This window comes from Photobacterium jeanii, from assembly GCF_001650345.1.
In the GTDB taxonomy this organism is placed as follows: domain Bacteria; phylum Pseudomonadota; class Gammaproteobacteria; order Enterobacterales; family Vibrionaceae; genus Photobacterium; species Photobacterium jeanii.
This window is the reverse complement of sequence record NZ_LVHF01000033.1, coordinates 114,951-136,473: the sequence shown is the minus strand read 5'-3', so window position 1 is coordinate 136,473 and position 21,523 is coordinate 114,951. Positions and strand designations below refer to the sequence as shown.

Here is a 21,523-nt window from a genome sequence, read left to right as displayed (position 1 = left end):
TGGTTCAGCGGTTTTTTTTCGCGTGTCGTAAAACAAAGATGTTTAAACGGCAGGTACTTGTTGGGTAATACAGTGAATATTACCGCCACCGAGTAGAATTTCTCGCGCATCTACCCCGGTTACCATGTAGCCTGGATATAACTCGTTTAAGATCGACTCCATTTCGGCATCGTGATTTTTATCCAGCAATGGATAAACAATTTGATCATTTGTGATCAGGTAGTTGGCGTATGAGCCTGCAAGGCGTTCACCTGCTTCACGCTCCATACCGTCAGAGGCATCAACGCCGTTTGCTTCGCTCTCAGAGATATATAAAGGCCCTGGCATTGGGATTTTATGTACCTTGATTTGACGACCTTTGGCATCAGTTTGGGTTTCTAGTGCATCTAAGGCTTTACGTGATAGTGCGTACTGCGGATCTTGTGGGTCTTCACACCAAGTAAGAACGACTTCACCCGGACGCACAACGTGGATCAAATTATCAACGTGTCCGTTGGTTTCATCGTTATATAAACCACTTGGGATCCAAATAACTTTTTCAACAGCCAGGTAATCATGCAGCACTTGCTCAAGTTGCTCGCGGCTGAGATCTGGGTTGCGGCTTGGGTGTAATAAACACTCTTCAGTGGTGTAAAGCGTACCTTCACCGTCAACATGAATTGATCCACCTTCAAGCACGATTGGCGCACGGTAGCTCGCATCTTGGTTCATTTCACACACTTTTTGGGCTACAGCATCGTCTTTGTCCCAAGGGAAATACAGACCGTCAACCAATCCACCCCATGCATTGAAGTGCCAATCCACCCCACGACGTTCACCGTCACTATTAATGACGTAAGATGGACCGATATCACGCATCCATGAATCGTCGCTGCTCATCTCTACCAAGCGAATGTTGTCTGGCAACATAGTACGTGCATTTTCAAATTGCTGCGCACTGACCGTCATGGTTACAGGTGTTGTCTTTGAAATCGCTTTTGCGACTTCAACAAAGGTTGCCTGCGCTGGTTTACCACCGTAGCGCCAGTTATCACAACGCTCTGGCCATGCCATCCATACCGCGTCCTGTGGCTCATGCTCACCCGGCATTCTGAACCCATCTGTGAATGGGGTGGAATTTACTCGTTTGCTCATAATTAGGCTTCCTTTTTCATGTTGTCAGAAAGGTTGGATAAATCGATTGAAGACTCCGGTTCAGTTTTGCGTTCGATGGCTTGTTTCAGCAGGTATTCACCAACCAACACAGTGATGATCACCCCGATAAGTACTGGTGCGCTGTATACCCAGTCGACGGTTAATGTCAGTAGATCTGGGAAGATGAAAAGCACAACGGCTTGGGCGATAACCAGAAAACAGATGATGCTCAGACCCCATTGCACCGTCATGTTGCCAGGTACACGGAATGGACGCGGTGTATCTGGATCGCTGATGCGCAATTTCAAGAAAGAAGGGAACATGAACAGATAAGGCAGTAGGAAAATACAGCTAGAGAACGCAAATACCGACCAGAACAACTCATCGCTGCTTTGGGCAAATAACGCGTAAGCCAAGATAACAATGGTAGATAGGATCCCGGTGATGTTATTTGCCCCGATTGGGGTGTCGTATTTTTCTGAAAGTTTACCGACTACTTCAGGTAGCTCGCCTTCGCCTGCCGCTTCAGCTGCCGCACGGCTAGCGCCCATAGTCCAAGTCACCATGTTGCCGATAAAGGTGAGCAGTGCCATAGTGCCAATGGCATAAACCATGAATGAGCCAAATGCCGAGTCACCAAACAGTTTACGTAGGGTATCGATGATCCCTGCAACTAAGCCGATATCTTGCACAGGCAAGGCCATTAAAATACCGACAGTACCGAACACATACAGGAACGCGGTGATGCCTGCGGCAAGGAACACTGATTTCGGCATGTCACGCACGTCTTTCATTTCTTTGGTCATGGTCGCGACCAACTCAAACCCCATAAGGTTAAAGACCAAAGCGGGTAGGAAAGCGACCCCAGTGTCTAAACTAGGCATCATGGCTGATACTGAAAACTCGTTGGCAACACCGTGTTTAGCGGCGTATATAAAGCCACCCACACCCAGTACGCCAATTACTGTCACTTTCAGTACCGCACCAATGTTGGTAACCCATACACCAACATCAACCGATACGTTACAGATCCAAATAGTGAGCCAAGTTAGGATGATACAAATTGCGATTTGCCAGAATAAGGAAAGATCTGGAAAGAAGAGTTCGGCAAACATGCCAGCAAACATAATGTAAACCGCAGGCATCCATAGCCCAACGTTAATCCAATAAAACCACGTTGTACGTACTGCCCAACGATAACCAAAGGCTTTTTTTACCCAGTCGTAAATACCACCATCACCAGGATAAGTGGTACCAAGTTCAGAAGTAATTAATCCGTAAGGTATTACAAAAACGATTAAAGTTACCAGCCACCATCCAATGGCGCTGACCCCAATTGAAGCGGACGCAGTTAAGGTATCAACCACAATGACGGCACACAGACTAAATAACGCCAGACTGCCGACCCCCATTTTCCCACCAGAAGGTTTGGTATCCATAATATATATCTCCGTGAAGAATTTTACTTATTTCCTGAGCCATTTCTTTTTCACGGATAATAATAAGATTCTCATTGATGACTTCTTGTTATTAGAATCACTTATCGGGTGACCGCTTTAAATGGCTGGTTAATTCGTGAGCATCAACAGAAATAAACTAGGAGAAACTTCATCAGGCGAGAAAATTGATTCCGATCAAACTAGCTGAAATATCAATAGCGCTAATTTAAGTGTCACCATTTCACATAAAATCAATGTAGGTGATAACAATGAGTACCCATAAGCCAATTCTTGTTGTAGCTGTTGGCGGCAATGCACTACTGCAACGTGGCGAGCTAATGAGTTACGAAAACCAAGCGAAAAATATAGATGTTGCAGCAAAAGCATTGGCGCAACTCAATGAAGACTACCGTGTTGTTATCGTGCACGGTAACGGACCGCAGGTTGGATTACTGGCGTTACAAAACCTCGCTTATGCCGATGCTCCGCCTTACCCAATGGATGTATTAGGTGCTGAAACTCAGGGTATGATCGGCTACATGATGGCGCAGGCAATGAAAAAATACATGCCGCAAAGTAATATAAGCACTCTCTTAACTCAGATTGCCGTTGATGAGCAGGATCCTGCTTTTGCTGATCCAAATAAGTTTATTGGCCCTGTTTACGATAAAGAAACCGCAGAGCAGAAAGCGCATCAATATGCATGGCACATTAAGCCTGATGGGGAATATTACCGTCGGGTAGTACCGTCACCTCAACCACAACGAATCCTTGAAATTGATAGTATCCGCACGCTTTTGGATAGCGATCATACGGTAATATGTTGCGGCGGTGGCGGTTGCCCAGTGATTGAAAGCGAAGCAGGACTGCGTGGTGTTGAAGCAGTGATTGATAAAGATTTATCCGCAGCAACACTAGCTAAGCAACTGAATGCGGAACATTTCTTGATCCTCACTGATGGCGATTATGTTTGTGTTGATTGGGGTAAACCAACAGAAAAACCACTGCATGATATTAGTGTAGAAGCAATTTCTCAGTACACTTTTGCTGCGGGTTCTATGGCACCAAAAGTGGATGCATGTTGTGAATTTGCGAAACAAACCTCAGGGACTGGCCATATCGGTTCATTGCATAAAGCTGCGCAGATAATGGCAAGAGATTCGGGTACGCACATTCACCTATAGGTAGACAGAGCGATGAAAAAAGAGTCGACAGAACAGCGATTAGAACGGATACACAGCGCCGCAATACGGCTGGCATCACAACGGAACGTGAACTCGATTTCTATATATGATGTCGCCAAAGAAGCCGCCATTGCCGCTTCTACCGTTTACCATCACTACCCCAATATCGAAGCACTGATTTGTGAATTGATGAACGATATCTTCAAAGATTTCACGAGTGTGCTCGAAAATGCGGTGGATGATGAGCAAGTGCATCATTGGTCTGATATTAATCGGATGATAGAGCAAGGTTTTGTCGACTATTATCGCAGTACGCCTTTGGTACAGCATACTCTGTTAGGGCAACATACCTACACGTCTGTTCGTCAAGCCGATGCCAATAACGATCAGCTATTAGGGCAAAAAGTTGAGGCAATATACCGTCGTCATTTTGCTTTGCCAGAACTGCCTGCTGACGTCAATATCTTTGCGATTGCGTTGCAAGTGGCAGATAAAGTCTACTCAATGAATTACCGTGAAGATGGGGATATTGCTCCTGAAATGGCACGTGAAGCTATTGTGCTCACAGAAGCTTATTTAGGCGCGTATTTACCGCGTAATTTACCACCTGCACATGCAATGTAAGCCTGTTTTTATTAGCTTAGATTTATAAAGTTAATAGGATTAAAAAGCTCCCGGTTGGGGGCTTTTTTTGTTTGGTTCTTATATGTATGAAAGTTCGGTAAGTCTTTATATTTCTGACTGATAAGACTAATCACCTTCGGTATTAATAATACAGTTGGCTAGTATTTTATTGCTTGGCGTGAGTATTAAAATCAAATATCGAAAATATTAACTAAAGACACGTTTTTATTTTGATGTTCTTCATACAATTTTTTCTATTCTAAAAGTAGCCACCGATTAGTGATTCTAATTTAAGATCTCAACGCCGATATTTCAGATACTGAACGCATCAAAACAAACACGGCAAATTGCCAAAATAAATCACCGCGTAGAAAAAGGATCTGACTATGAAACTTCCATCTTCAAGTGCAACTGACCTACATAAAGCAAATCTTCGTCATTTTCTAAAAACTCAAGATTTCACTAAACAAGAGTTAACTGAAATTCTAGATTTGATGGCGATGCTTAAACAAGCTCGTCGTGATAATGCGGTTCCTCAGTTGTTCAAAGGTAAATCGGTAGCGATGATTTTCGAGCAACCATCAACGCGTACTCGCGTTTCGTTTGAAACGGCAGCTACTATCCTTGGTGGACATGCATTGTTCCTATCTCCAAAAGACATTCACCTAGGTGCCAAAGAATCGCTAGAGGATACAGGTCGCGTGCTGTCTCGTATGGTTGATGTCATTATGGCGCGTGTTGACCACCACGATACTGTTGCAGGCCTAGCTGAACACGCAAGCGTACCAGTTATCAATGGTTTGTGTGATTGGTTACACCCAACGCAAATCATGGCTGACTTGTTTACAATGCAAGAGCACCTACCTGAAGGTAAATCACTGAGCGATCTCACTGTAGCCTTCGTAGGTGATGCGACCAATGTTGCTTCTTCACTGATGTTTGCTTGTACCAAGTTCGGTATGACCTTCAAACACATTTGTCCGGAGCGTTTCAAAGCGCCACAAAAATGGGTTGATATTGCATTAGATAATTGCGAAACATCAGGCGGTAAACTGGTGATCACTGATAACACAGATGAAGTCGAAGGCTGTGACATCATTGTGGCAGATAGCTTCTACTGGTTCGGTCAAGAAGACGAAAAAGAAATCCGTCTATCAACCTTCATTCCAGAGTATGTAGTAACACAAGAGATGATGGATAAAGCGGGTCCAAACGCAATGTTCATGCACTGTTTGCCTGCAAACGACCAACGTGAATGTACCCGTGAAGTCATGGAATCGGATACTTCTGTGATTTTCGATGAGGCAGAAAACCGTCTGACTGCGCAAATGGCCTTGTTGGTGTACTTCACTCACAAAGACATGAAATTGCCAACAGAGCAAACCGTACAAATGCACCAAGACAAAATTGCCTCTTTCCTTAACGCACTATAAAGCAATATTGGGCGTAGTGAGTGCTACGCCCACATTACTCATCGAGATGTAACCTCTTACTTTTTTGCCACCACTCAGTGTTTGAGTGGTGGTTTTTTATGTGGCTACTTTGGGTGATTTATTATTGCGGCAGCGATTCTTCTTGGCGCAGGGTTAATACTTCATAGCCTGTGCTTGTAACGACAATGGTGTGCTCGGATTGAGCAGACAGCTTTTTATCGCGGGTGACGACTGTCCAGCCGTCTTTTTTGGTTTTCAGTTTGTACGAGCCTTGGTTGATCATCGGCTCGATAGTGAACACCATGCCTTCTTTTAACTGTAAGCCTCGGTTTGGCAGCCCAAAGTGCAATACTTGTGGGTCTTCGTGCATTTCGCGACCGATACCATGACCACAATATTCACGCACCACACTGTAGCCGTGAGATTCGGCGTACTTTTGGATCGCATGACCGATATCGCCTAAGCGTGCGCCTGGCTTAACTTGCTTGATCCCTTCCCACATCGCTTGATAGGTCGTTTTCACCAGCTTCTTGGCTACTGGTGTTGCATCAGGCATTACATACATTTTGCTGGAATCAGCAATAAAGCCGTCTTTTTCCAGTGTGATATCAAGGTTGATGATGTCGCTGCTTTTCAAAAACTGAGTGGCTTTTGGCACACCGTGACAAACGACTTCGTTGATCGATGAATTGAGCACAAATTGGTAATCGTATTGCCCTTTGCTGGCAGGACGCGCTTTGAGTTCATTCACGATAAAGTCTTCCACTTTATCGTTGATCTCCATGGTCGATAGACCGGGTTTCACAAAGTCATCAAGCATATGGAACACTTCAGCCAGCAATTGACCTGCGTTGCGCATGAGCGCGATTTCCGCTTCATTTTTGATATGAATATTTGCGGCCATGACTTTCTCCTTATGCCTTTTTTTCGCTAGGCGCGTCGTTTTCACTCGATGCTGTAGCAACGCTGGTGATTGAAACGTCTGCCGACTTCATGAGTTCAGAGACAATTTGGTTAAAAGTATGCTGAGGGTGAAGTTCTGCCAGCATGCCGATTTTGATCCAAAATTCAGCTTGCGAGTTGATCGAGCGTGACATCACAGAGCTGGCTTTTCGGATCTCTTCATGAAGTTGCTCCGAAATCTTAACAATACCCATCTTTATATCTTTCATATACAAAACGTATATGGATTGTATTTGATGTGTGTGATGAGTCAAGCGTTGCGATATTAGCTCACTCTGGTGACGGGTGGCGCTTAGCCGAATACGTGTCAGGCTAGTACAAATAAAATTGCGTAAACCAATGAAAAATAAATTATTTTAATGACGTAGATAAAAAATCGAAAAAAATTGTGATTTTTCGTCGTCTTTTTCGGTTCTGATTCGTCTTTATCTGTATTCAGTGATTTTTGCATGCTGACAAACTCAGCATGGATAAGAGCAGCAGATAACATGAGTGAACTACTATTGACGAGCCGTGGTTTAGCGGTAAGAGAGTCGCAATTAAATGAGTCCCAACGACAGGATCCAAAAATAACCCAAGCTGCGTTAGCTGGGATTCGACGAGGTATTGAACGGGAGTTGGTACGTACATCACCACAAGGCGAATTAACCACAACCGCTCACCCAACAAGGTTAGGCGCGGCGTTGACCCACCCGTATATCACGACGGATTTTGCTGAAGCGCAATTAGAGCTCGTGACGCCAGCACTGACCGATCGCCAAGCAACATTTTCGACCTTAACTGAGTTGCACCAGTTTGTAGCGCGTAATATTGCGAGTGATGAAACCCTATGGGCAGCGAGTATGCCGCCTGTACTGCCTGCTGAGCACGACATTAGGATTGCTGATTATGGGAAGTCTAATGCGGGTCGCTTAAAAGTACGCTATCGCGAAGGTTTGGCTAACCGCTATGGCAAACGGATGCAGCTAATCTCTGGTATTCACTACAATTTCTCGTTGCCGAATACGGTGTGGCAATTGTTGTATCAACAGCAGACGGGCGTGGATGTTGAAGAGTCTAACTTAGCGGCGTTTATCTCAGAGCGATACTTTCATTTGATCCGTAATGTCTTACGTCATGGCTGGGTGATCCCGTATTTGTTTGGCGCGACGCCTGCGTTAGATAAAAGCTATTTGCAGGGGCGCGAACATAATCTTACCCAGTGGGATACCGATACCTATTATCTGCCGTGGGCAACGTCATTGCGTGTTAGTAATTTGGGTTACAGCAGTAGTGAACAGTCGGCTTACCCGTTGAGTTTTAATAATCAAAAAGCGTATTTAACCGACTTATATCGTGTACTGACGAAGCCAAGCGAGCGCTATACCCATTTTGACCATGAGCAGCAATTGAATGCCTCGGTATTGCAGTTGGAAAATGAGCTTTATGGTTCGGTTCGACCAAAAATTGTGAGTGCTGAGTTACGCCCGTTAATGGCGATGTGCCATCACGGGGTGGAGTACATTGAGCTGCGCAGTCTCGATAACAACCCGTATCTACCGCTTGGGATTAATGAGGCACAAAGCCAGTTTTTGGATCTGTTCTTAACGTATTGTGCCCTTGCGCCCAGCCCTGAAATTGACGAGCAGGAACGCCAGTTGCTCATGGCACGACAAGAGTTGGTGGCGACCCAAGGGCGGCAGCCAGATTTAATGTTGCCAACGTTAGATGGAGATGTGTTGCTTGCGGAACTGGGTCATCAGTTATTGGATGCAATGGGGACGTTGGCGGCAGGGTTTGATCAACACAATGACATCCAACACGATAAACACGTTAGCGCTATCAGCAATCAAAGTTACTTTGCTGCTATCGAGCGTGAACGAGCCAAGTTTAACAACAGCGAACTCACCCCATCGGCGAAGCTATTAGCGGATATGAAAAAGCATCAGCTTGGCCATAACGCTCTGATCCATGCGTTATCTGAGCAGCATACTACGCAGCACCGTGAGTCTGGTCTTGATCCTGTTGCACAACAGAAATTGGTCGATTTGGCGCAAGAGTCATTGGTTGCTCAAGCCCAAAGGGAAGCGCAACAAGAAATGAGCTTTGATGAATTTCTCAAACAGAAGAACAACTTACAGTGTGACTGTGAGATTTAGCAATAACCAACAGCGAAAGTTATGAATATTCTTTGGAAATTAAGGGGCTACATAAAAATGTTTGCCCGACAGTACCTGATTGCCATTGTGGTGCTGCAATTGGTCGCGTTACTTAACCTCGTACCTTCGTGGTTGATTGGTCGCATTGTCGATAGCATCAGTGCTAATACCTTAACGCTAGATTCGTTATTGATGCATTTAGCCGGTATCGCGTTTTCAGCGCTGGCGATGTACGGCTTACGCTATGTGTGGCAAAGCAAATTGTATGGGGCGGCGATTGGCATTACGCGTGTGCTTCGTCGTGACTTGTTCGCTAAGTTTGCATCGTTGTCGCCTGCCTTTTATGCCCGTCGTAGTACCGGGGATTTAATGGCGCACGCCACCAATGATATCAATGCCGTCGAAGAAGCGACGGGCATGGGGATCATGACGCTGGTGGATTCTTTGATTGCTGGCTTTACCGTGATCTTCGGGATGATTTTTGTCGTCAGCGGTGAACTTACCGCCGTGGCATTACTCCCATTTCCACTCTTGGTGCTGATAACGCGCATTTATGGCACCAAGTTGCATCAGGCGTTTGGACAAGCACAAGCCATGTTCTCCAACCTAACGGAAGAAACCCGCGAGACGGTTTCAGGCATTCGCGCAGTACGCTCTCACGGTATTGGTCAACGCCAAGAAACGCGTTTTGGCAAAACGCTTGATGACACCTTAGGTGCTAACTTAGCGGTAGCTAAAGTAGATGCCGCTTTCGCGCCAACAATTCAGTTGGTTTACGGATTATCGTTTGTGATGTCACTGGGTTACGGCGCATGGCTGATAGGCCAAGGTGCTATTAGTGTTGGCTTGTTTACCACTTTTACTTTGTATCTTGGTCAGTTGCTGGGGCCGTTTTTGCAATTTGGTTGGCAGTTTAATGTGTTTCAGCGTGGCAGCACTTCGTGGCGCCGTTTAGAAGGGCTGTTTGCCGAGCAAAGTGAAGTTAAAGAAGGTGAGGTTGCTTTGCCATCGGATGCGGTGGCTAATATGAGCTTTAATATTAAAGCCTTTAGCTATCAAGGTGATAACTCCGAATCAGGCCATGCGCCACGCCGCGTATTAGAAGATATTCAGTTCGAACTACCTGCGGGGGGTTTAGTGGGGATCACAGGTCCAACAGGGGGCGGCAAAAGTACCTTGTTGCAGCTAGCGTTGCGCCAGTTCCAACTTAAATCGAGCTCAACTATCAGCATTGGTGGTTATCCCATTGAGAGCCTGACGTTTGATTCGCTGCGTCGAAAAGTTGCATGGGTGCCACAAAAGCCGTTTTTGTTCTCAGGCTCTACAGCCGACAACATTGCGTTAGCTAAACCAGATGCGACGCTTGCTGAAATCAAACATGTCGCAAAGATGGCAGGGATTCTCGATGAAATTGAAGCCATGCCAGATGGTTTTGAGACCGAACTTCGCGAGGGTGGGACTAACTTGTCGGGCGGTCAGCGTCAGCGTTTAACACTGGCACGTGCTCTGTTATCGGATGCCGATATTTTGCTGTTGGATGACCCATTTAGTGCACTTGATATGAAAACCGAAGTGGCTGTGCGCCAGAACCTGAAAGCGCATTACAGCCATAAAACCATGCTGCTAGTGACGCAGCGATTAACCAACCTCATCGAAGCGGATCATATCTTGGTGCTCAATGATGGGCAGGTTGAAGAGCGAGGCTCGCATCACGAGTTAGTCGCAGCCCAAGGTTGGTATGCCATGGTGTACCAGCGTCAGAGCCAGCTAGGTAACAATTTGGATCCTAAGCCGAGCGATACTCAGGATATGAGTGCAACACCTAAAACAACAACTCAAACGAATGAACAACAAGGAGAGGTGTATGCCTAATTCAACGCACGCTCACTCTTCCAAACAACAGCAGTCTCAACCACAGCAACAGACGTCTTTGTATCGTCGTTTATTACGCTATTCATTGCCGCATAAGCTTCGTTTTGGGTTGGCATTTGTGATGCTTGCTATTGCGGTGAGCGCTGAGATGGCGATCCCATGGTTGGCAAAAGTGATCCTTGATGAAGTGATTGTGCCGCAGCAATTTGAATGGCAGCACCTCGCGGGTTTAACTGGGTTGGTGATGCTGTTCTACTTAGTGTCGGCGCTATTTAGCTATTTGCAAGCCGTGACCTTTCGACACAGCGCTTTGCTGGTGGTTAATGATGTGCGCAGGCAGCTGTTTAGTCATGTACTGCATTTTCCGATCAGTACCTTTGATAAGTTGCCTGCGGGGAAATTGGTGTCGTATATCACCAACGATACTGAGTCTCTGCGCGATATGTTTGTGTCGACATTTCCTACCATTATTCAGGGGAGTTTGCGCATTAGCGCGATCTTTATTGCGATAGCCCTCCTTGATTGGCACTTGATGCTATTGAGCTTGGTATTGATCCCGATCTTGCTGTTTATCATGCACTTGTATCGCAAAGTATCGATGCCAGTGTTTGATGGTATTCGTACTCAAATCAGTAATATTAACGGGCAGATCAACGAATCACTTCAAGGTATGGCGTTGATCCAAGCGTTCCGTCAGCAAAAAGCATTTCAGCGTAAGTTTGAACAGGAAAACCAAGCCTGGTTTCAATTCCGTACTCGCTCGATCGCGATCGACAGCTTAATGCTGTTGCCGTTAACTCGCTTGGTATCAAGTTTAACCGCGGTTGGCATTGTTGCTTGGTTTGCGGGTGTTTCTTTAAATCAACCTCAGATCGCAACAGGTGTGGTCGAAGTGGGTACCTTGTATGCGTTCCTGAATTATATCGAGCGTTTCTTTGACCCGTTTCGTCAACTGTCGATGGAGCTGCGTAAATTGCAGGTGGCGACAGTATCGTCCAAGCGTATTTTCGAGTTATTGGATGATGAATCCGAACGTCCGCAATATGCGCAACCTTTTGCGCCTGTAGCCGAACCTCATGATATTGAGTTTCGTAATGTCACCATGGGGTACGAGGCTGATAAACCTGTCCTCAAAGACGTGAGCTTTACTGCCAAAGGGGGCAAGTTCACCGCGATTGTGGGTCACACAGGCAGCGGGAAAAGCTCGGTGATTAACTTGTTGATGCGTTTTTATCAGCATCAGCAAGGTGAGATCTTGGTGGGTGGTCAGCCTATTCAAGCCATTCCTGATGGTCAGTTGCGCCAATTGTTTGGTTTGGTATCGCAAGATCCAACGATTTTCAGCGGTAGCGTGTTAGACAATATCAGCTTGTCACAAGCTGAGAATAGCGATTCACAACAAAGCAGAGAACAAGCGATGCAGGCGGCTGAAAAAGTGCGTGCTCATAAGTTCATTCAGCGTCTTCCGAATGGCTATGAACATCAACCGGGCAATGGTGGCGCGTCGCTGTCGGTAGGTGAGCGTCAGTTACTGGCGTTAGCGCGTGCTATTTCTCATGATCCTAAAATTTTCTTATTGGACGAAGCGACTGCCAATATCGATAGTGACACCGAAGAGGCGGTGAAAGATGCTTTAGCGCGTGTTCAAGATGGACGTACAGTGATCACCGTGGCACACCGTTTATCAACTATTCAACATGCCGATCAAATCTTGGTGATGAATAAAGGCAAAGTGGTACAGAGCGGTACGCATGAGCAGTTGATTGCCTTGCAAGGGGATTATCGCGACCTGTATTTAGCGCAAAAGGCGCAAGAAGAAAACGAACATCAAAACAGTGCACTTGGCTTGGCGGAAAGCACCGCGAATGTATCCATGTAACGCATTGAGATACTCAGAATAGAGAATTAAAGAGCATTAGCGAATGAACAACCAACAACCTTTTGTTTCTAATCAAGTGATTGAAGATGCCTGTGAGTGGGCAATCATGCATGGTGTGGCGTTTCGTCAGGCTGATAATACGGCTCGGCATTGTCCGTTTAGTATTGCACCGACGACAATGGAGCGCCCTGTGTATCAGCATTTGTTAAAGGTCACGCCACTGATCGCTAAGTTGATCAGTGCGGTTTCAGAAGATCATGATTTTCTGCAATCTTCATTGCGCGATATGGCAAAAGCCGATCCGTTTTTTGGCAGCTTGATGGCGCTCCATCAGCAAGCGCATGGTGAGCAAGAGAGCCGCCGTCTACCAGCACGCCAACCTTTGTTATTGATGCGCACCGATTTCATGGATGATCGCCAGCATGGCGCTAAAGTGATTGAGTTTAATGGTATCGCAGCAGGGATGGGACCTTTCGGTCAGCGAGCGACCGAGCTACATCAGTTTATGTCCAATCAGTGGGGAGCGATATACCGCGAGTGGTTGGAAGATGAAAATGCTACACCTGCCGATAATATTGGTATGGAGCAGCTCGCGCTCGGCATCGCCACTGCCGCGAATAAGATCAACGCTGAGTTTGCTTGCATTCAAGGTATAACTAGTACTCAAGGTGCAACTAGCATTCAAGGTGAAAATAGCACTCAAGCGGTGAATCACAAGCCGACATTCTTAATGGTGGTGCAAAACAACGAAGACAATGTTTACGATCAGCACTTATTAGAAGTGGCGTTACAGCAGCGTGGCATTCGCACCGTTCGTCGCACCTTTGAGCAGCTTAGTACTCAGCTCTCGAGTGGCGACAATCAACGTCTGATGTTGGATGGCGTGGGCGCGATTGATGTGGTTTACTTACGCGCAGGCTATCAGTACATGGACTATTACGCCCCTGCACTAAACGAACCTGTGTGTTGCCATACTTTGAGTCAGACCCGTTTGTTTATTGAGAAGCACCGCGTGGCGGTTAATGCCACCATTAGCCAACAATTGGCGACCAGTAAATCGATGCAGATGATCCTGACCATGATGCCTGCGGCAGATTATGCGCGTTGGGGATTGAGCTTGGCGGAAGCGGAGCTGGTGAAAAGTGTGCTGGCTGACATGAAGCCGATTTCGACAGAGACAATCACGTGGTTCAATACACAAGCCAATAAGCAAGAGTGGGTACTGAAAAACCAAGGTGAGGGCGGTGGTCACTGTGTGTTTGGGGATGATATTAGTGCCAAGCTGAGTGAGCTTAAACCTGCCGAATACGACGCATGGGCGCTCATGCAACGCTTGTATCCACACGAGCGTGAGAAACCGACCATTGCGGTGCGCGATAGCAAGCAAAGTTTGGTAACGGATTTAGTGAGTGAAATCGGTTTGTTCACGGCGCACTATCAAGGTCAGCCCGTTACCGAGTTTAATGGCTATGCGGGGTATTTGATCCGCAGTAAACCCGCAAGCGAGAACGAAGGTGGGATCCACAGTGGCAAAGGGATCCTCGACTCTCTGACGCTGGTGGATTAATCCCTCTCTAGTCGCCAAAAGAAAGCAAAGCTCATAAAGCGCAGTTTAGGCTGCGCTTTTTGCTTGATGTGTAGCGTATTTTTGCGCTATGTAAGAGAGGTGAAGTGTGAAGTCGACGACTTAACTTGCGTGCCTTCATACAGTCTTTTCATCGTAATGATTAATAAGTGTAAGGACGTTATGGCTGTTTTAGACATACTGACTATCCCAGATCCAAGACTGAAATTAAAAGCAGAGCCTGTCACTGATATTGCTGCTGCACAGCCTGTTATTGATGACATGTTAGAGACCTTATATGCCACAGATAACGGTATTGGCTTAGCCGCGCCGCAAGTTGGCCGTCGTGAGGCGATAGTCGTGATTGACTTGTCAGAGGCGCGCGATCAGCCTTTGGTGCTGATTAACCCACAAGTGGTGAGTGGCGAGAATAAAGCCATGGGGCAAGAAGGTTGTTTATCTATCCCTGATTATTACGCTGAAGTTGAGCGTTATACCTCGGTAACCGTGTCGGCGCTCGATCGTCAAGGTCAACCTATCACTATTGAGAGTAGCGAGTTTCTGGCGATTGTAATGCAACATGAAATCGATCATCTTGAAGGTAACTTGTTCATTGATTATCTCTCACCGCTCAAGCGCCAAATGGCGATGAAGAAAGTGAAGAAACACCTTAAAGCGGTGGCTAAAGCCTAGCTGCTGTATTGTTTATCTCAATTGCCTTTTTCCTCGATTATTTCTTCTTAGCTGTAAGCTAGGCTTACAGCTCCTCGTTGTTGTTTATTTCATTGTCGCATTAATCTTTACCCAACTTCAGATGACGAAATGAGTAGATGACATGAACAAGACAATCTTAGCAATCGCTTTAGCAGCAACTGCAACCACAGCAATCGTAGGTACCGCACAGGCTTGTACCACTGCGGTTTATCACAACGGCGAAGCATCGCTATCGACACGTTCTATGGACTGGTTTGGTCACGATGAAGCGGCCGTGATTGGTACAGGTAAAGGTGTGAAGAGTGTTTACGCTGCGACGAAAAATGCCGAAGCAACAACCTCGAAATACGCAACGCTCAAAATCAAATCTTTCTCAGAGTCGAAAACTGAACTGGGTAAAGGGATTGTTGCCGAGGCGATGAATGACGCAGGCTTAGAAGCGCGTATTCTGTACTTGGGGCGCGATTACACCGCTTTCCCTGAAGGCACGGCAGACACACCAGATGTATCAGCTCTAGAAGTACCCAACTGGGCGGCAGATAACTTTGCGACAGTCGCAGAGGTGTTAGACGCTATCGAAAACTCAAAAGTCGATATCATCGAAGCTGAAATTTGTAACTTACCAAACAGCCATGGTCACTGTACGCAGGCGCCAGTGCATTACCAATTTGCTGATAAGACAGGCGATGTTGCTGTGGTTGAATTCGTCCAAGGCGAACTTAAAGTGTATCGCGGTAAAGACGGAGAGGCGTTAACCAACAACCCTGAGCTTTCCGTGCATCTTGAGTTTAGTGCTAACGGTAAAAAATCAGATGGCAGTATTCACCCAATCGACCGTCGCCTACGTGCTAAAGAAATCATGACAGACATGTATGCACGTGACGTGACCGATAACATTGCGGCGAAAAACGCAATGAAAGCAGTCGCTAACAGCACCTTTGCTGGTTACGAGCAGCTTGACCATAGCCTAGAAACGCCAGATGTTTTCCCAACATTATGGACAGTTCACACAGACCGCAACGCAGGTGAGTGGGTACTTGATCGCTACGATACTTGGGCGGCAGAAACGTACAACTTCACCATGTTTGATGTAAACAAAGCAGCACCGACAACGCTTGGTATTCATCCGCAGGATAAGTAATTGCCTAGGATGATGGTGTAAAGAGGCTCAATTAATTTAAATAATAAATAGAGTGACTTATTCCGATTGGTGTAAGTCACCCTTTATGTTTTTCTAAATCAGAGTCTTTTGTGGTGCTGACAATTACTAAGCGTATGACTAGCCGAAATAAACGGTTACACCTTGTGCTTTTAAGAAGCTGATATCGTCTTTAGGTGCCGAATCGTCAGTCAGGAGGACTGATATATTGTTTGTCGCCCCGATAGTAGACGGAAAGATTTGCCCAAATTTGCTTGCGTCGGTCAGTATGATATTACGGCGACGTTTTGCCATAATAGTGGATGCGATGTCTGCTCGCATCATGTCGCGGCTGGTGAAACCTGTATCTTGGTGGAAGCCATCAATACCTAAAAATGCGGTGCTGAAATGAATATTTTCAATGCATAGTTTGGTCAATGGCCCAACTAAGCTCTCACCTTGAGGTTGATATACACCGCCAAGCAAGATGATGTTTGCTGAGGTATTGCGGATCAGGTGAGCAATGTAAGCCGATGGTGTGATGATAGTAACGTCACCGCGTTCTGCGAGTGTTCTCGCAAGCAGGGCGTTGGCGCTACCACCTTCAATGAGCACGGTTTCATTCGGAGCCACTAAATCAGCGGCTTTATTCGCGAGTGCTTGCTTAATATCAAAACGAACTTCTAAACGACTGTCGATATCATCAATTTGAAGTGTGGTTGCCGCGCCGTGTACGCGTTTTAAATATCCTTCTTGTTCAAGGTAAGTAAGATCTTGGCGGATTGTCACTCCTGACACCCCGATAATTTCAACAAGTTCAGTGACTTGAATGCGTTTTCTGTCATTCACTAATTGTAGAATTTCGTTTTGTCTAGGATTCATCTTGCGGGCTCTAAATACAGGAAGAGGCACTATTATAGTGCCTCTTCCTTTCATTTGAAACTCAAGTGAAGCTTCAGTTATAACTCATGCTCAGTGCGCGCAATAATGTCGTCTTGCGCATCTGGTGATAGCGCGGTGAAGAAGGCTGAGTAGCCTGCAACTCGCACAACAAGATCACGATATTGCTCTGGGTTTTTCTTCGCAGCCAACAAGGTCTCACGAGAGACGATATTGTACTGCACGTGCCAACCTTTGTGATGATTGAAGAAGGTACGAATTAACATAGAAAGCTTGAGCTTATCCCCTTCAGACTCAACCGCTGCCGGGCTTAACTTCTGGTTAAGCAGCACGCCACCAAGGATCTTATTCGCTTGGATCTTACCGACCGAGTTGTACACAGCTGTTGGGCCTAAACGGTCTGAGCCAGACGATGGGCTTGCACCTTCTGCCAATGGCGTTTTCGCTTTGCGGCCGTCTGGCGTTGCCATGGTTGAAGCGCCGAATGGGACGTTTGCCGAAATACTTGATGTGCCTGCGTAGTAACCGCCACCAATTGGACCACGATCATGACGCGTATTAACGAACTGCTCTAGCTCATCAATGTACACTTGGTACGCGTCTGCCAGTAGTTGATCTACTGCATCATCATCGTTACCGTATTTTGGTGCAAAGTTGATAAGACGTTGGCGAAGCTGCTCGTTCTCCATGCCGTCGAAATCTTCTGCCAATGCTTTTGCAAGCTCTGGTTGAGTGATTTGTGCGTCATCGAAAACAAGGTGCTTGATGGCTGCTAGGCTGTTCCCCAAGTTGGCGATACCGACTTGCAAGCCTGATACCCAGTCGTATTTCGCGCCACCTTCTTTCACGGTTTTACCGCGAGCTAAACAGTCATCTACCAGCGTTGAACAGAAGATGTCTTGAGCTTGCTGTTCAAGTACGCTGTCGACTACTGTATCAATCTCAATCGATTTACGGGTGTAGTAGCGGATTTGCTCTGCCCAAGACGCCGTCACTTGTTCAAAGTTCTCAAAGTTGCCCTTTGCTAATGACTTATCGTGTGGCAGGAAAGCTTTACCCGTTGTTGCATCCACACCTTCGTTCAATGAAGCGAGCAGAATACGGGCGAAGTTAATGAAGCTCATGCCCGTACAACGGTAACCCCATTTGCCCGGAACCGCCGTCTCGATACAACCGATAGATGCGTAGTTGTACGCGTCTTCTTTCTCTACGCCAAGTTTGATGAATTCAGGAATGACAATCTCATCGTTGTTAAACGCAGGCATACCGAAGCCACATTTAATCACTTCAACACAGCCCATCAGGAATTCTTGGTTTAACCCCTCATGGTAACGCACACTCAAGTTAGGTTGCGTCGAACGTAACTGACCACAAGATTCCAGAATCGCCCAAGAAAGTGGATTCACTGCGTCTTCAGGCTCACCCTTTTCATTCAACTTCTGACCGCCGATACACACGTTTTGATACAGCGGAGAACCTGCCGATGCTTTCGAGTGCGCACCAGAGCGAATCTTGTTTACTTCAAGCAGCTTCAACCAGCAGCTTTGTAGCAACTCTAATGCGAAGTCTTTCTCAATTGTGCCGTTTTCGATATCACGAACATAAAATTCGTTGAGGAATTGGTCCATACGACCGAAAGAAACCGAGTGACCGTTCGATTCGATTTGTAGCATCAATTGAACGAAGTAGCTCAATTGCAGTGCTTGCCAGAAGTTTTCTGGCGCATCACTCGCCACATGACGACAGTTTGCCGCAATGCTTTCTAACTCAGCTTTGCGCAGCGGGCGCGTCTCTTCAAGCGCCATTTTTGCTGCTAATTCAGCGTAGCTCACCATGTGATCTTTAATGGCAAGCAACACGATTTCGACCGATTTGTAGAACTGCTCTTTCTTCAAGCCTTCAAAGGTCGAAACATCATTGTTTACGCGGTGCTGACGAACATCCTCTAGCAAACCGTTCATGCCTAGCTTCAAGATTTTCTCGTTATCCACCGCTAGGTGCGCGTCACCCGAAGTCATGTTGCCTTCAGCTTTAATGATGGTGCTGGCTAAGATTTCTTGCTGCTCATCGGTAAACAAGCCATAACAACGATCTTGAACCGTTTTACCGCGCCAGTACGGTGTGATGCTGTGGATGCTTTGCTTATCTTCTTCGGTGACCGCAAAGCCTGCACCCGGACGGTCGGCTAGTCCATCAATTTCCGCTTCAATCCAACGGACTGTATATTCCGGGAAAATAGGCGCAGCGCGCACTTTGCTCGCTTGGTTACCGACGATTAACTCATCGTGCTTAATCCAAATCGTACGAGTGCGTAAGTGCTCTTGCAGTGCTAGCGCACGTTGGACAATTACAGGTTTGTCTTCGTTTGCTTGATAAGCACGAGTGTATGCCTCTGCACGCTCGGTACAGACAGGTGGCGTTACAATGTTTACCAGTGCCGATTTGTGCGCTTTGATACGCTCAGGAAGGGTGTTCAGGTCCATAGTTAACCTCTTACAATCACGTTAAGTTGGGTGTTTTCGCTTGCGTATTGCATGGCGCTTTCTAGCAGTTCTGGTTTGTTTAATGGCTTGTCAGAACACTCGTAAGGCATATCGAGCAAACGGTATTTATTGATGCCGAGCGTGTGGTACGGCAGCAAGTGAAGTTCTTGGCAGCTTTCTAGTGAGGCCGCAAAATCGATGATGTCTTTCAACTCTTCGATGGTGTCATTGAACCCCGGCACAACGGGAACGCGAATCACAATGCGTTTCGCGATAGGTGCCAGTTTTCGGAAATTGTCTTTGATGCGTTTTAGTGAACCTTTCGCCCAACTAAGAAACTTTTCTTCATCGGTGTGTTTTAAATCCGCCAACCAACAATCGATATGCGGCGCGGCTTTTTCGACGTTCTTCCATGGCACATGCATGCACGATTCAATAGCAGTCGAGACTTGGTGGTCATGCAGACGCTGCGCGAGTTCGGCCACTAAATCCGCTTGCATGAGAGGCTCACCACCGGAGAAGGTCACACCACCTTGGCTTTGGTCATAGAAAGGTTTGTCTTTCATCAAGGTGTCGAACAGCATGTCTGATTTCGCCTCTTCACCGCAGACGGTCAGTGCTTGCGTAGGACAGACGTTTCGTAGCGCGATCAATTGGTCTTCTTTAATTGCCTTGCGATTGATGATGAGCTGGTTGTCGATGCGTTGAATACCATCACCCACCGTTTCGCTACCCGCTATGGATTGAGTTGTGGTTTGATATGCAGAAACGCAAAGCTGGCAGCCTTCCATGCAGCTTCGCTGATCAAACAACAGTGAATGCTTTTCGCTGCGACTTTCTGGGTTTTGGCACCATGGGCAAGACAAGCTGCATCCTTTAAGAAAAAGAATGGAACGAATGCCATCGCCATCATGGGTAGAGAATCTTTGGATATTGAAATACATCTCTGCTTGCCTCTTGGTCTGTGCTACCGCTGTGTACTTAATTCGTTTCTTTTTGCTGGTTAAGTCTTATGAACGGCTTTTCTGTGTTCTAACTGAAAGCTTCATTTGAGTGTTCACAAGTTTCACTTTGCTTTCATTTGGTGAAATTATTGTGATTTCAAATGAAATTTCAATTGATCAAAATCAAGATCTCGTTCGATTGTCAGATCTATAGTGATCCCATCATCAAAACGAAGATTTTGTTTAAGGTAGAAACCATGATTGAACTTTATTTAGATACTGCTGATGTGGCAGAAGTAAAACGCTTTAACCAGTGCCTACCGCTAAAAGGCGTGACGACAAACCCAAGCATTTTGGCGAAGTCAAAACAGGGACTGAATGAAACCCTAACAGGCATGCAAGAAGCACTTGGCGGGACACCGCGTTTTCACGCGCAAGTCGTGAGTTCAACTGTTGAAGGCATGGTGGCAGAAGCACGTCAACTGAATGAATTGCCTTACGATATGGTGGTAAAAGTGCCAGCAACAGAAACGGGTTTAGCGGCAATTAAGTTAATGAAAAAAGAGGGAATTCAGGTTCTTGCTACCGCTATCTACTCTGCTCAACAAGGTTTCCTTGCAGCACTGTGCGGTGCAGACTACCTAGCACCTTACGTAAACCGCATTGATGCGATGAACGGCAACGGTGTTGAAGTGGTCGCCGATCTTCAATTGTTGCTCGATCAAAACCAACTACCAGCGAAGATTTTGGCAGCCAGTTTCAAAAACACTCAACAAGCGATGGAGGTGATGAAACTGGGCATCGAAGCCATTACATTACCAACCGATGTGGCGGCGCAAATGTTCGCTCATCCAGCAGTCAAACCTGCGGTTGAACAGTTCGATAAAGATTGGAAAGAGACGTTCGGCGAGAAGCTTTCATTTGAAAGTTGATCGTGTGTCATTTCTCAAAATGAAGGGAAGCAATGAGCTTCCCTTTTTTAGCGTTATTATTTTCAGTGGTTTGGGTTAACTCGCTATTCAAACCGATAGGGTGACGTGTGAGCATGTTTTAAAATTATTAATCTATTCTCACTTCTTTATTACTGCGGCTTCTTTTGCAGAGTTAATTGCTT

Annotated in this window: 17 protein-coding genes; 10 read left to right on the top strand and 7 right to left on the bottom strand. The window is 46.3% G+C overall.

Annotation, left to right across the window (positions count from 1 at the left end; genetic code table 11):
• Positions 1-42: 42 nt before the first annotated feature.
• Together aguA and A3K86_RS18225 are read right to left on the bottom strand one after the other, a co-directional pair.
• Positions 43-1,134, bottom strand: coding sequence for an agmatine deiminase (gene aguA, locus A3K86_RS18230; RefSeq protein WP_068334691.1), 1,092 nt, complete (start codon positions 1,132-1,134; stop codon positions 43-45).
• Between the two features lie 2 nt (positions 1,135-1,136).
• Complete coding sequence (locus tag A3K86_RS18225; RefSeq protein WP_068334687.1) at positions 1,137-2,573, bottom strand: APC family permease; 1,437 nt, start codon at positions 2,571-2,573, stop codon at positions 1,137-1,139.
• Positions 2,574-2,842: 269 nt separating this feature from the next.
• Between A3K86_RS18225 and arcC the strand changes: the two genes are divergently transcribed.
• From arcC to ptcA, 3 genes are all read left to right on the top strand, one after another.
• Positions 2,843-3,757: a carbamate kinase gene (gene arcC, locus A3K86_RS18220; RefSeq protein ID WP_068334684.1), complete on the top strand. Its 915-nt coding sequence runs from the start codon at positions 2,843-2,845 to the stop codon at positions 3,755-3,757.
• A 12-nt stretch (positions 3,758-3,769) separates the two neighbouring features.
• Entirely contained in the window at positions 3,770-4,381 is a 612-nt protein-coding gene (locus A3K86_RS18215; protein ID WP_068334680.1) for a TetR/AcrR family transcriptional regulator, read from the top strand.
• A gap of 386 nt (positions 4,382-4,767) precedes the next feature.
• Positions 4,768-5,814, top strand: a complete 1,047-nt coding sequence (ptcA, locus tag A3K86_RS18210; protein ID WP_068334676.1) for a putrescine carbamoyltransferase — start codon at positions 4,768-4,770, stop codon at positions 5,812-5,814.
• A gap of 121 nt (positions 5,815-5,935) precedes the next feature.
• Here ptcA and map read toward each other — a convergent pair whose 3' ends face one another.
• Positions 5,936-6,718, bottom strand: coding sequence for a type I methionyl aminopeptidase (gene map / locus A3K86_RS18205; protein ID WP_068334673.1), 783 nt, complete (start codon positions 6,716-6,718; stop codon positions 5,936-5,938).
• A gap of 10 nt (positions 6,719-6,728) precedes the next feature.
• Positions 6,729-6,971 (bottom strand): ParD-like family protein, encoded by a 243-nt coding sequence (locus A3K86_RS18200; protein WP_068334670.1) that lies wholly within the window; start codon positions 6,969-6,971, stop codon positions 6,729-6,731.
• 294 nt (positions 6,972-7,265) lie between these two features.
• Between A3K86_RS18200 and gshA the strand changes: the two genes are divergently transcribed.
• The 6 genes from gshA (at position 7,266) to A3K86_RS18165 (ending at position 16,085) form a co-directional block, all read left to right on the top strand.
• Positions 7,266-8,915 carry a glutamate--cysteine ligase gene (gshA, locus tag A3K86_RS18190; protein ID WP_084406678.1) on the top strand — a complete coding sequence of 550 codons (1,650 nt, stop codon included), beginning with the start codon at positions 7,266-7,268 and terminating at the stop codon, positions 8,913-8,915.
• 21 nt (positions 8,916-8,936) lie between these two features.
• Positions 8,937-10,787, top strand: a complete 1,851-nt coding sequence (locus tag A3K86_RS18185) for an ABC transporter ATP-binding protein (protein WP_068334664.1) — start codon at positions 8,937-8,939, stop codon at positions 10,785-10,787.
• Complete coding sequence (locus A3K86_RS18180; RefSeq protein WP_084406677.1) at positions 10,780-12,666, top strand: ABC transporter ATP-binding protein; 1,887 nt, start codon at positions 10,780-10,782, stop codon at positions 12,664-12,666. The genes A3K86_RS18185 and A3K86_RS18180 overlap by 8 nt, the downstream gene beginning before the upstream one ends.
• A gap of 43 nt (positions 12,667-12,709) precedes the next feature.
• On the top strand, positions 12,710-14,233 hold the full coding sequence (locus tag A3K86_RS18175) for a glutathione synthase (protein WP_068334662.1): 1,524 nt from the start codon (positions 12,710-12,712) through the stop codon (positions 14,231-14,233).
• Positions 14,234-14,413: 180 nt separating this feature from the next.
• Entirely contained in the window at positions 14,414-14,923 is a 510-nt protein-coding gene (gene def / locus A3K86_RS18170) for a peptide deformylase (RefSeq protein ID WP_068334659.1), read from the top strand.
• Positions 14,924-15,065: 142 nt separating this feature from the next.
• Positions 15,066-16,085 (top strand): linear amide C-N hydrolase, encoded by a 1,020-nt coding sequence (locus A3K86_RS18165; protein WP_068334656.1) that lies wholly within the window; start codon positions 15,066-15,068, stop codon positions 16,083-16,085.
• A gap of 138 nt (positions 16,086-16,223) precedes the next feature.
• On the opposite strand, the gene A3K86_RS18160 is transcribed toward A3K86_RS18165, so the two are convergent.
• From A3K86_RS18160 to A3K86_RS18150, 3 genes are all read right to left on the bottom strand, one after another.
• The gene (locus A3K86_RS18160; RefSeq protein WP_068334653.1) at positions 16,224-16,964 is read right to left on the bottom strand and encodes a DeoR/GlpR family DNA-binding transcription regulator; all 741 of its coding nucleotides are present in this window, start codon (positions 16,962-16,964) and stop codon (positions 16,224-16,226) included.
• Between the two features lie 77 nt (positions 16,965-17,041).
• Positions 17,042-19,465, bottom strand: a complete 2,424-nt coding sequence (locus A3K86_RS18155) for a formate C-acetyltransferase/glycerol dehydratase family glycyl radical enzyme (protein ID WP_068334650.1) — start codon at positions 19,463-19,465, stop codon at positions 17,042-17,044.
• 2 nt (positions 19,466-19,467) lie between these two features.
• Positions 19,468-20,409: a glycyl-radical enzyme activating protein gene (locus tag A3K86_RS18150; RefSeq protein ID WP_068334647.1), complete on the bottom strand. Its 942-nt coding sequence runs from the start codon at positions 20,407-20,409 to the stop codon at positions 19,468-19,470.
• A gap of 257 nt (positions 20,410-20,666) precedes the next feature.
• Here A3K86_RS18150 and A3K86_RS18145 point away from each other — a divergent pair, with 257 nt between their 5' ends.
• A complete protein-coding gene (locus A3K86_RS18145) occupies positions 20,667-21,341 on the top strand; it encodes a fructose-6-phosphate aldolase (RefSeq protein WP_068336989.1) in 675 nt (224 codons plus the stop codon).
• The last annotated feature ends 182 nt before the right edge of the window (positions 21,342-21,523 follow it).

Excerpts from the sequence above, each read along its gene's own strand:
- A3K86_RS18185 (WP_068334664.1), top strand. The coding sequence starts at position 8,937 with ATGAATATTCTTTGGAAATTAAGGGGCTACATAAAAATGTTTGCCCGA.
- A3K86_RS18165 (WP_068334656.1), top strand. The coding sequence starts at position 15,066 with ATGAACAAGACAATCTTAGCAATCGCTTTAGCAGCAACTGCAACCACA.
- A3K86_RS18225 (WP_068334687.1), bottom strand. The coding sequence starts at position 2,573 with ATGGATACCAAACCTTCTGGTGGGAAAATGGGGGTCGGCAGTCTGGCG.
- arcC (WP_068334684.1), top strand. The coding sequence starts at position 2,843 with ATGAGTACCCATAAGCCAATTCTTGTTGTAGCTGTTGGCGGCAATGCA.
- A3K86_RS18180 (WP_084406677.1), top strand. The coding sequence starts at position 10,780 with ATGCCTAATTCAACGCACGCTCACTCTTCCAAACAACAGCAGTCTCAA.
- def (WP_068334659.1), top strand. The coding sequence starts at position 14,414 with ATGGCTGTTTTAGACATACTGACTATCCCAGATCCAAGACTGAAATTA.
- A3K86_RS18150 (WP_068334647.1), bottom strand. The coding sequence starts at position 20,409 with ATGTATTTCAATATCCAAAGATTCTCTACCCATGATGGCGATGGCATT.
- A3K86_RS18155 (WP_068334650.1), bottom strand. The coding sequence starts at position 19,465 with ATGGACCTGAACACCCTTCCTGAGCGTATCAAAGCGCACAAATCGGCA.
- map (WP_068334673.1), bottom strand. The coding sequence starts at position 6,718 with ATGGCCGCAAATATTCATATCAAAAATGAAGCGGAAATCGCGCTCATG.
- A3K86_RS18160 (WP_068334653.1), bottom strand. The coding sequence starts at position 16,964 with ATGAATCCTAGACAAAACGAAATTCTACAATTAGTGAATGACAGAAAA.
- A3K86_RS18145 (WP_068336989.1), top strand. The coding sequence starts at position 20,667 with ATGATTGAACTTTATTTAGATACTGCTGATGTGGCAGAAGTAAAACGC.
- gshA (WP_084406678.1), top strand. The coding sequence starts at position 7,266 with ATGAGTGAACTACTATTGACGAGCCGTGGTTTAGCGGTAAGAGAGTCG.
- aguA (WP_068334691.1), bottom strand. The coding sequence starts at position 1,134 with ATGAGCAAACGAGTAAATTCCACCCCATTCACAGATGGGTTCAGAATG.
- A3K86_RS18215 (WP_068334680.1), top strand. The coding sequence starts at position 3,770 with ATGAAAAAAGAGTCGACAGAACAGCGATTAGAACGGATACACAGCGCC.
- A3K86_RS18200 (WP_068334670.1), bottom strand. The coding sequence starts at position 6,971 with ATGGGTATTGTTAAGATTTCGGAGCAACTTCATGAAGAGATCCGAAAA.
- ptcA (WP_068334676.1), top strand. The coding sequence starts at position 4,768 with ATGAAACTTCCATCTTCAAGTGCAACTGACCTACATAAAGCAAATCTT.
- A3K86_RS18175 (WP_068334662.1), top strand. The coding sequence starts at position 12,710 with ATGAACAACCAACAACCTTTTGTTTCTAATCAAGTGATTGAAGATGCC.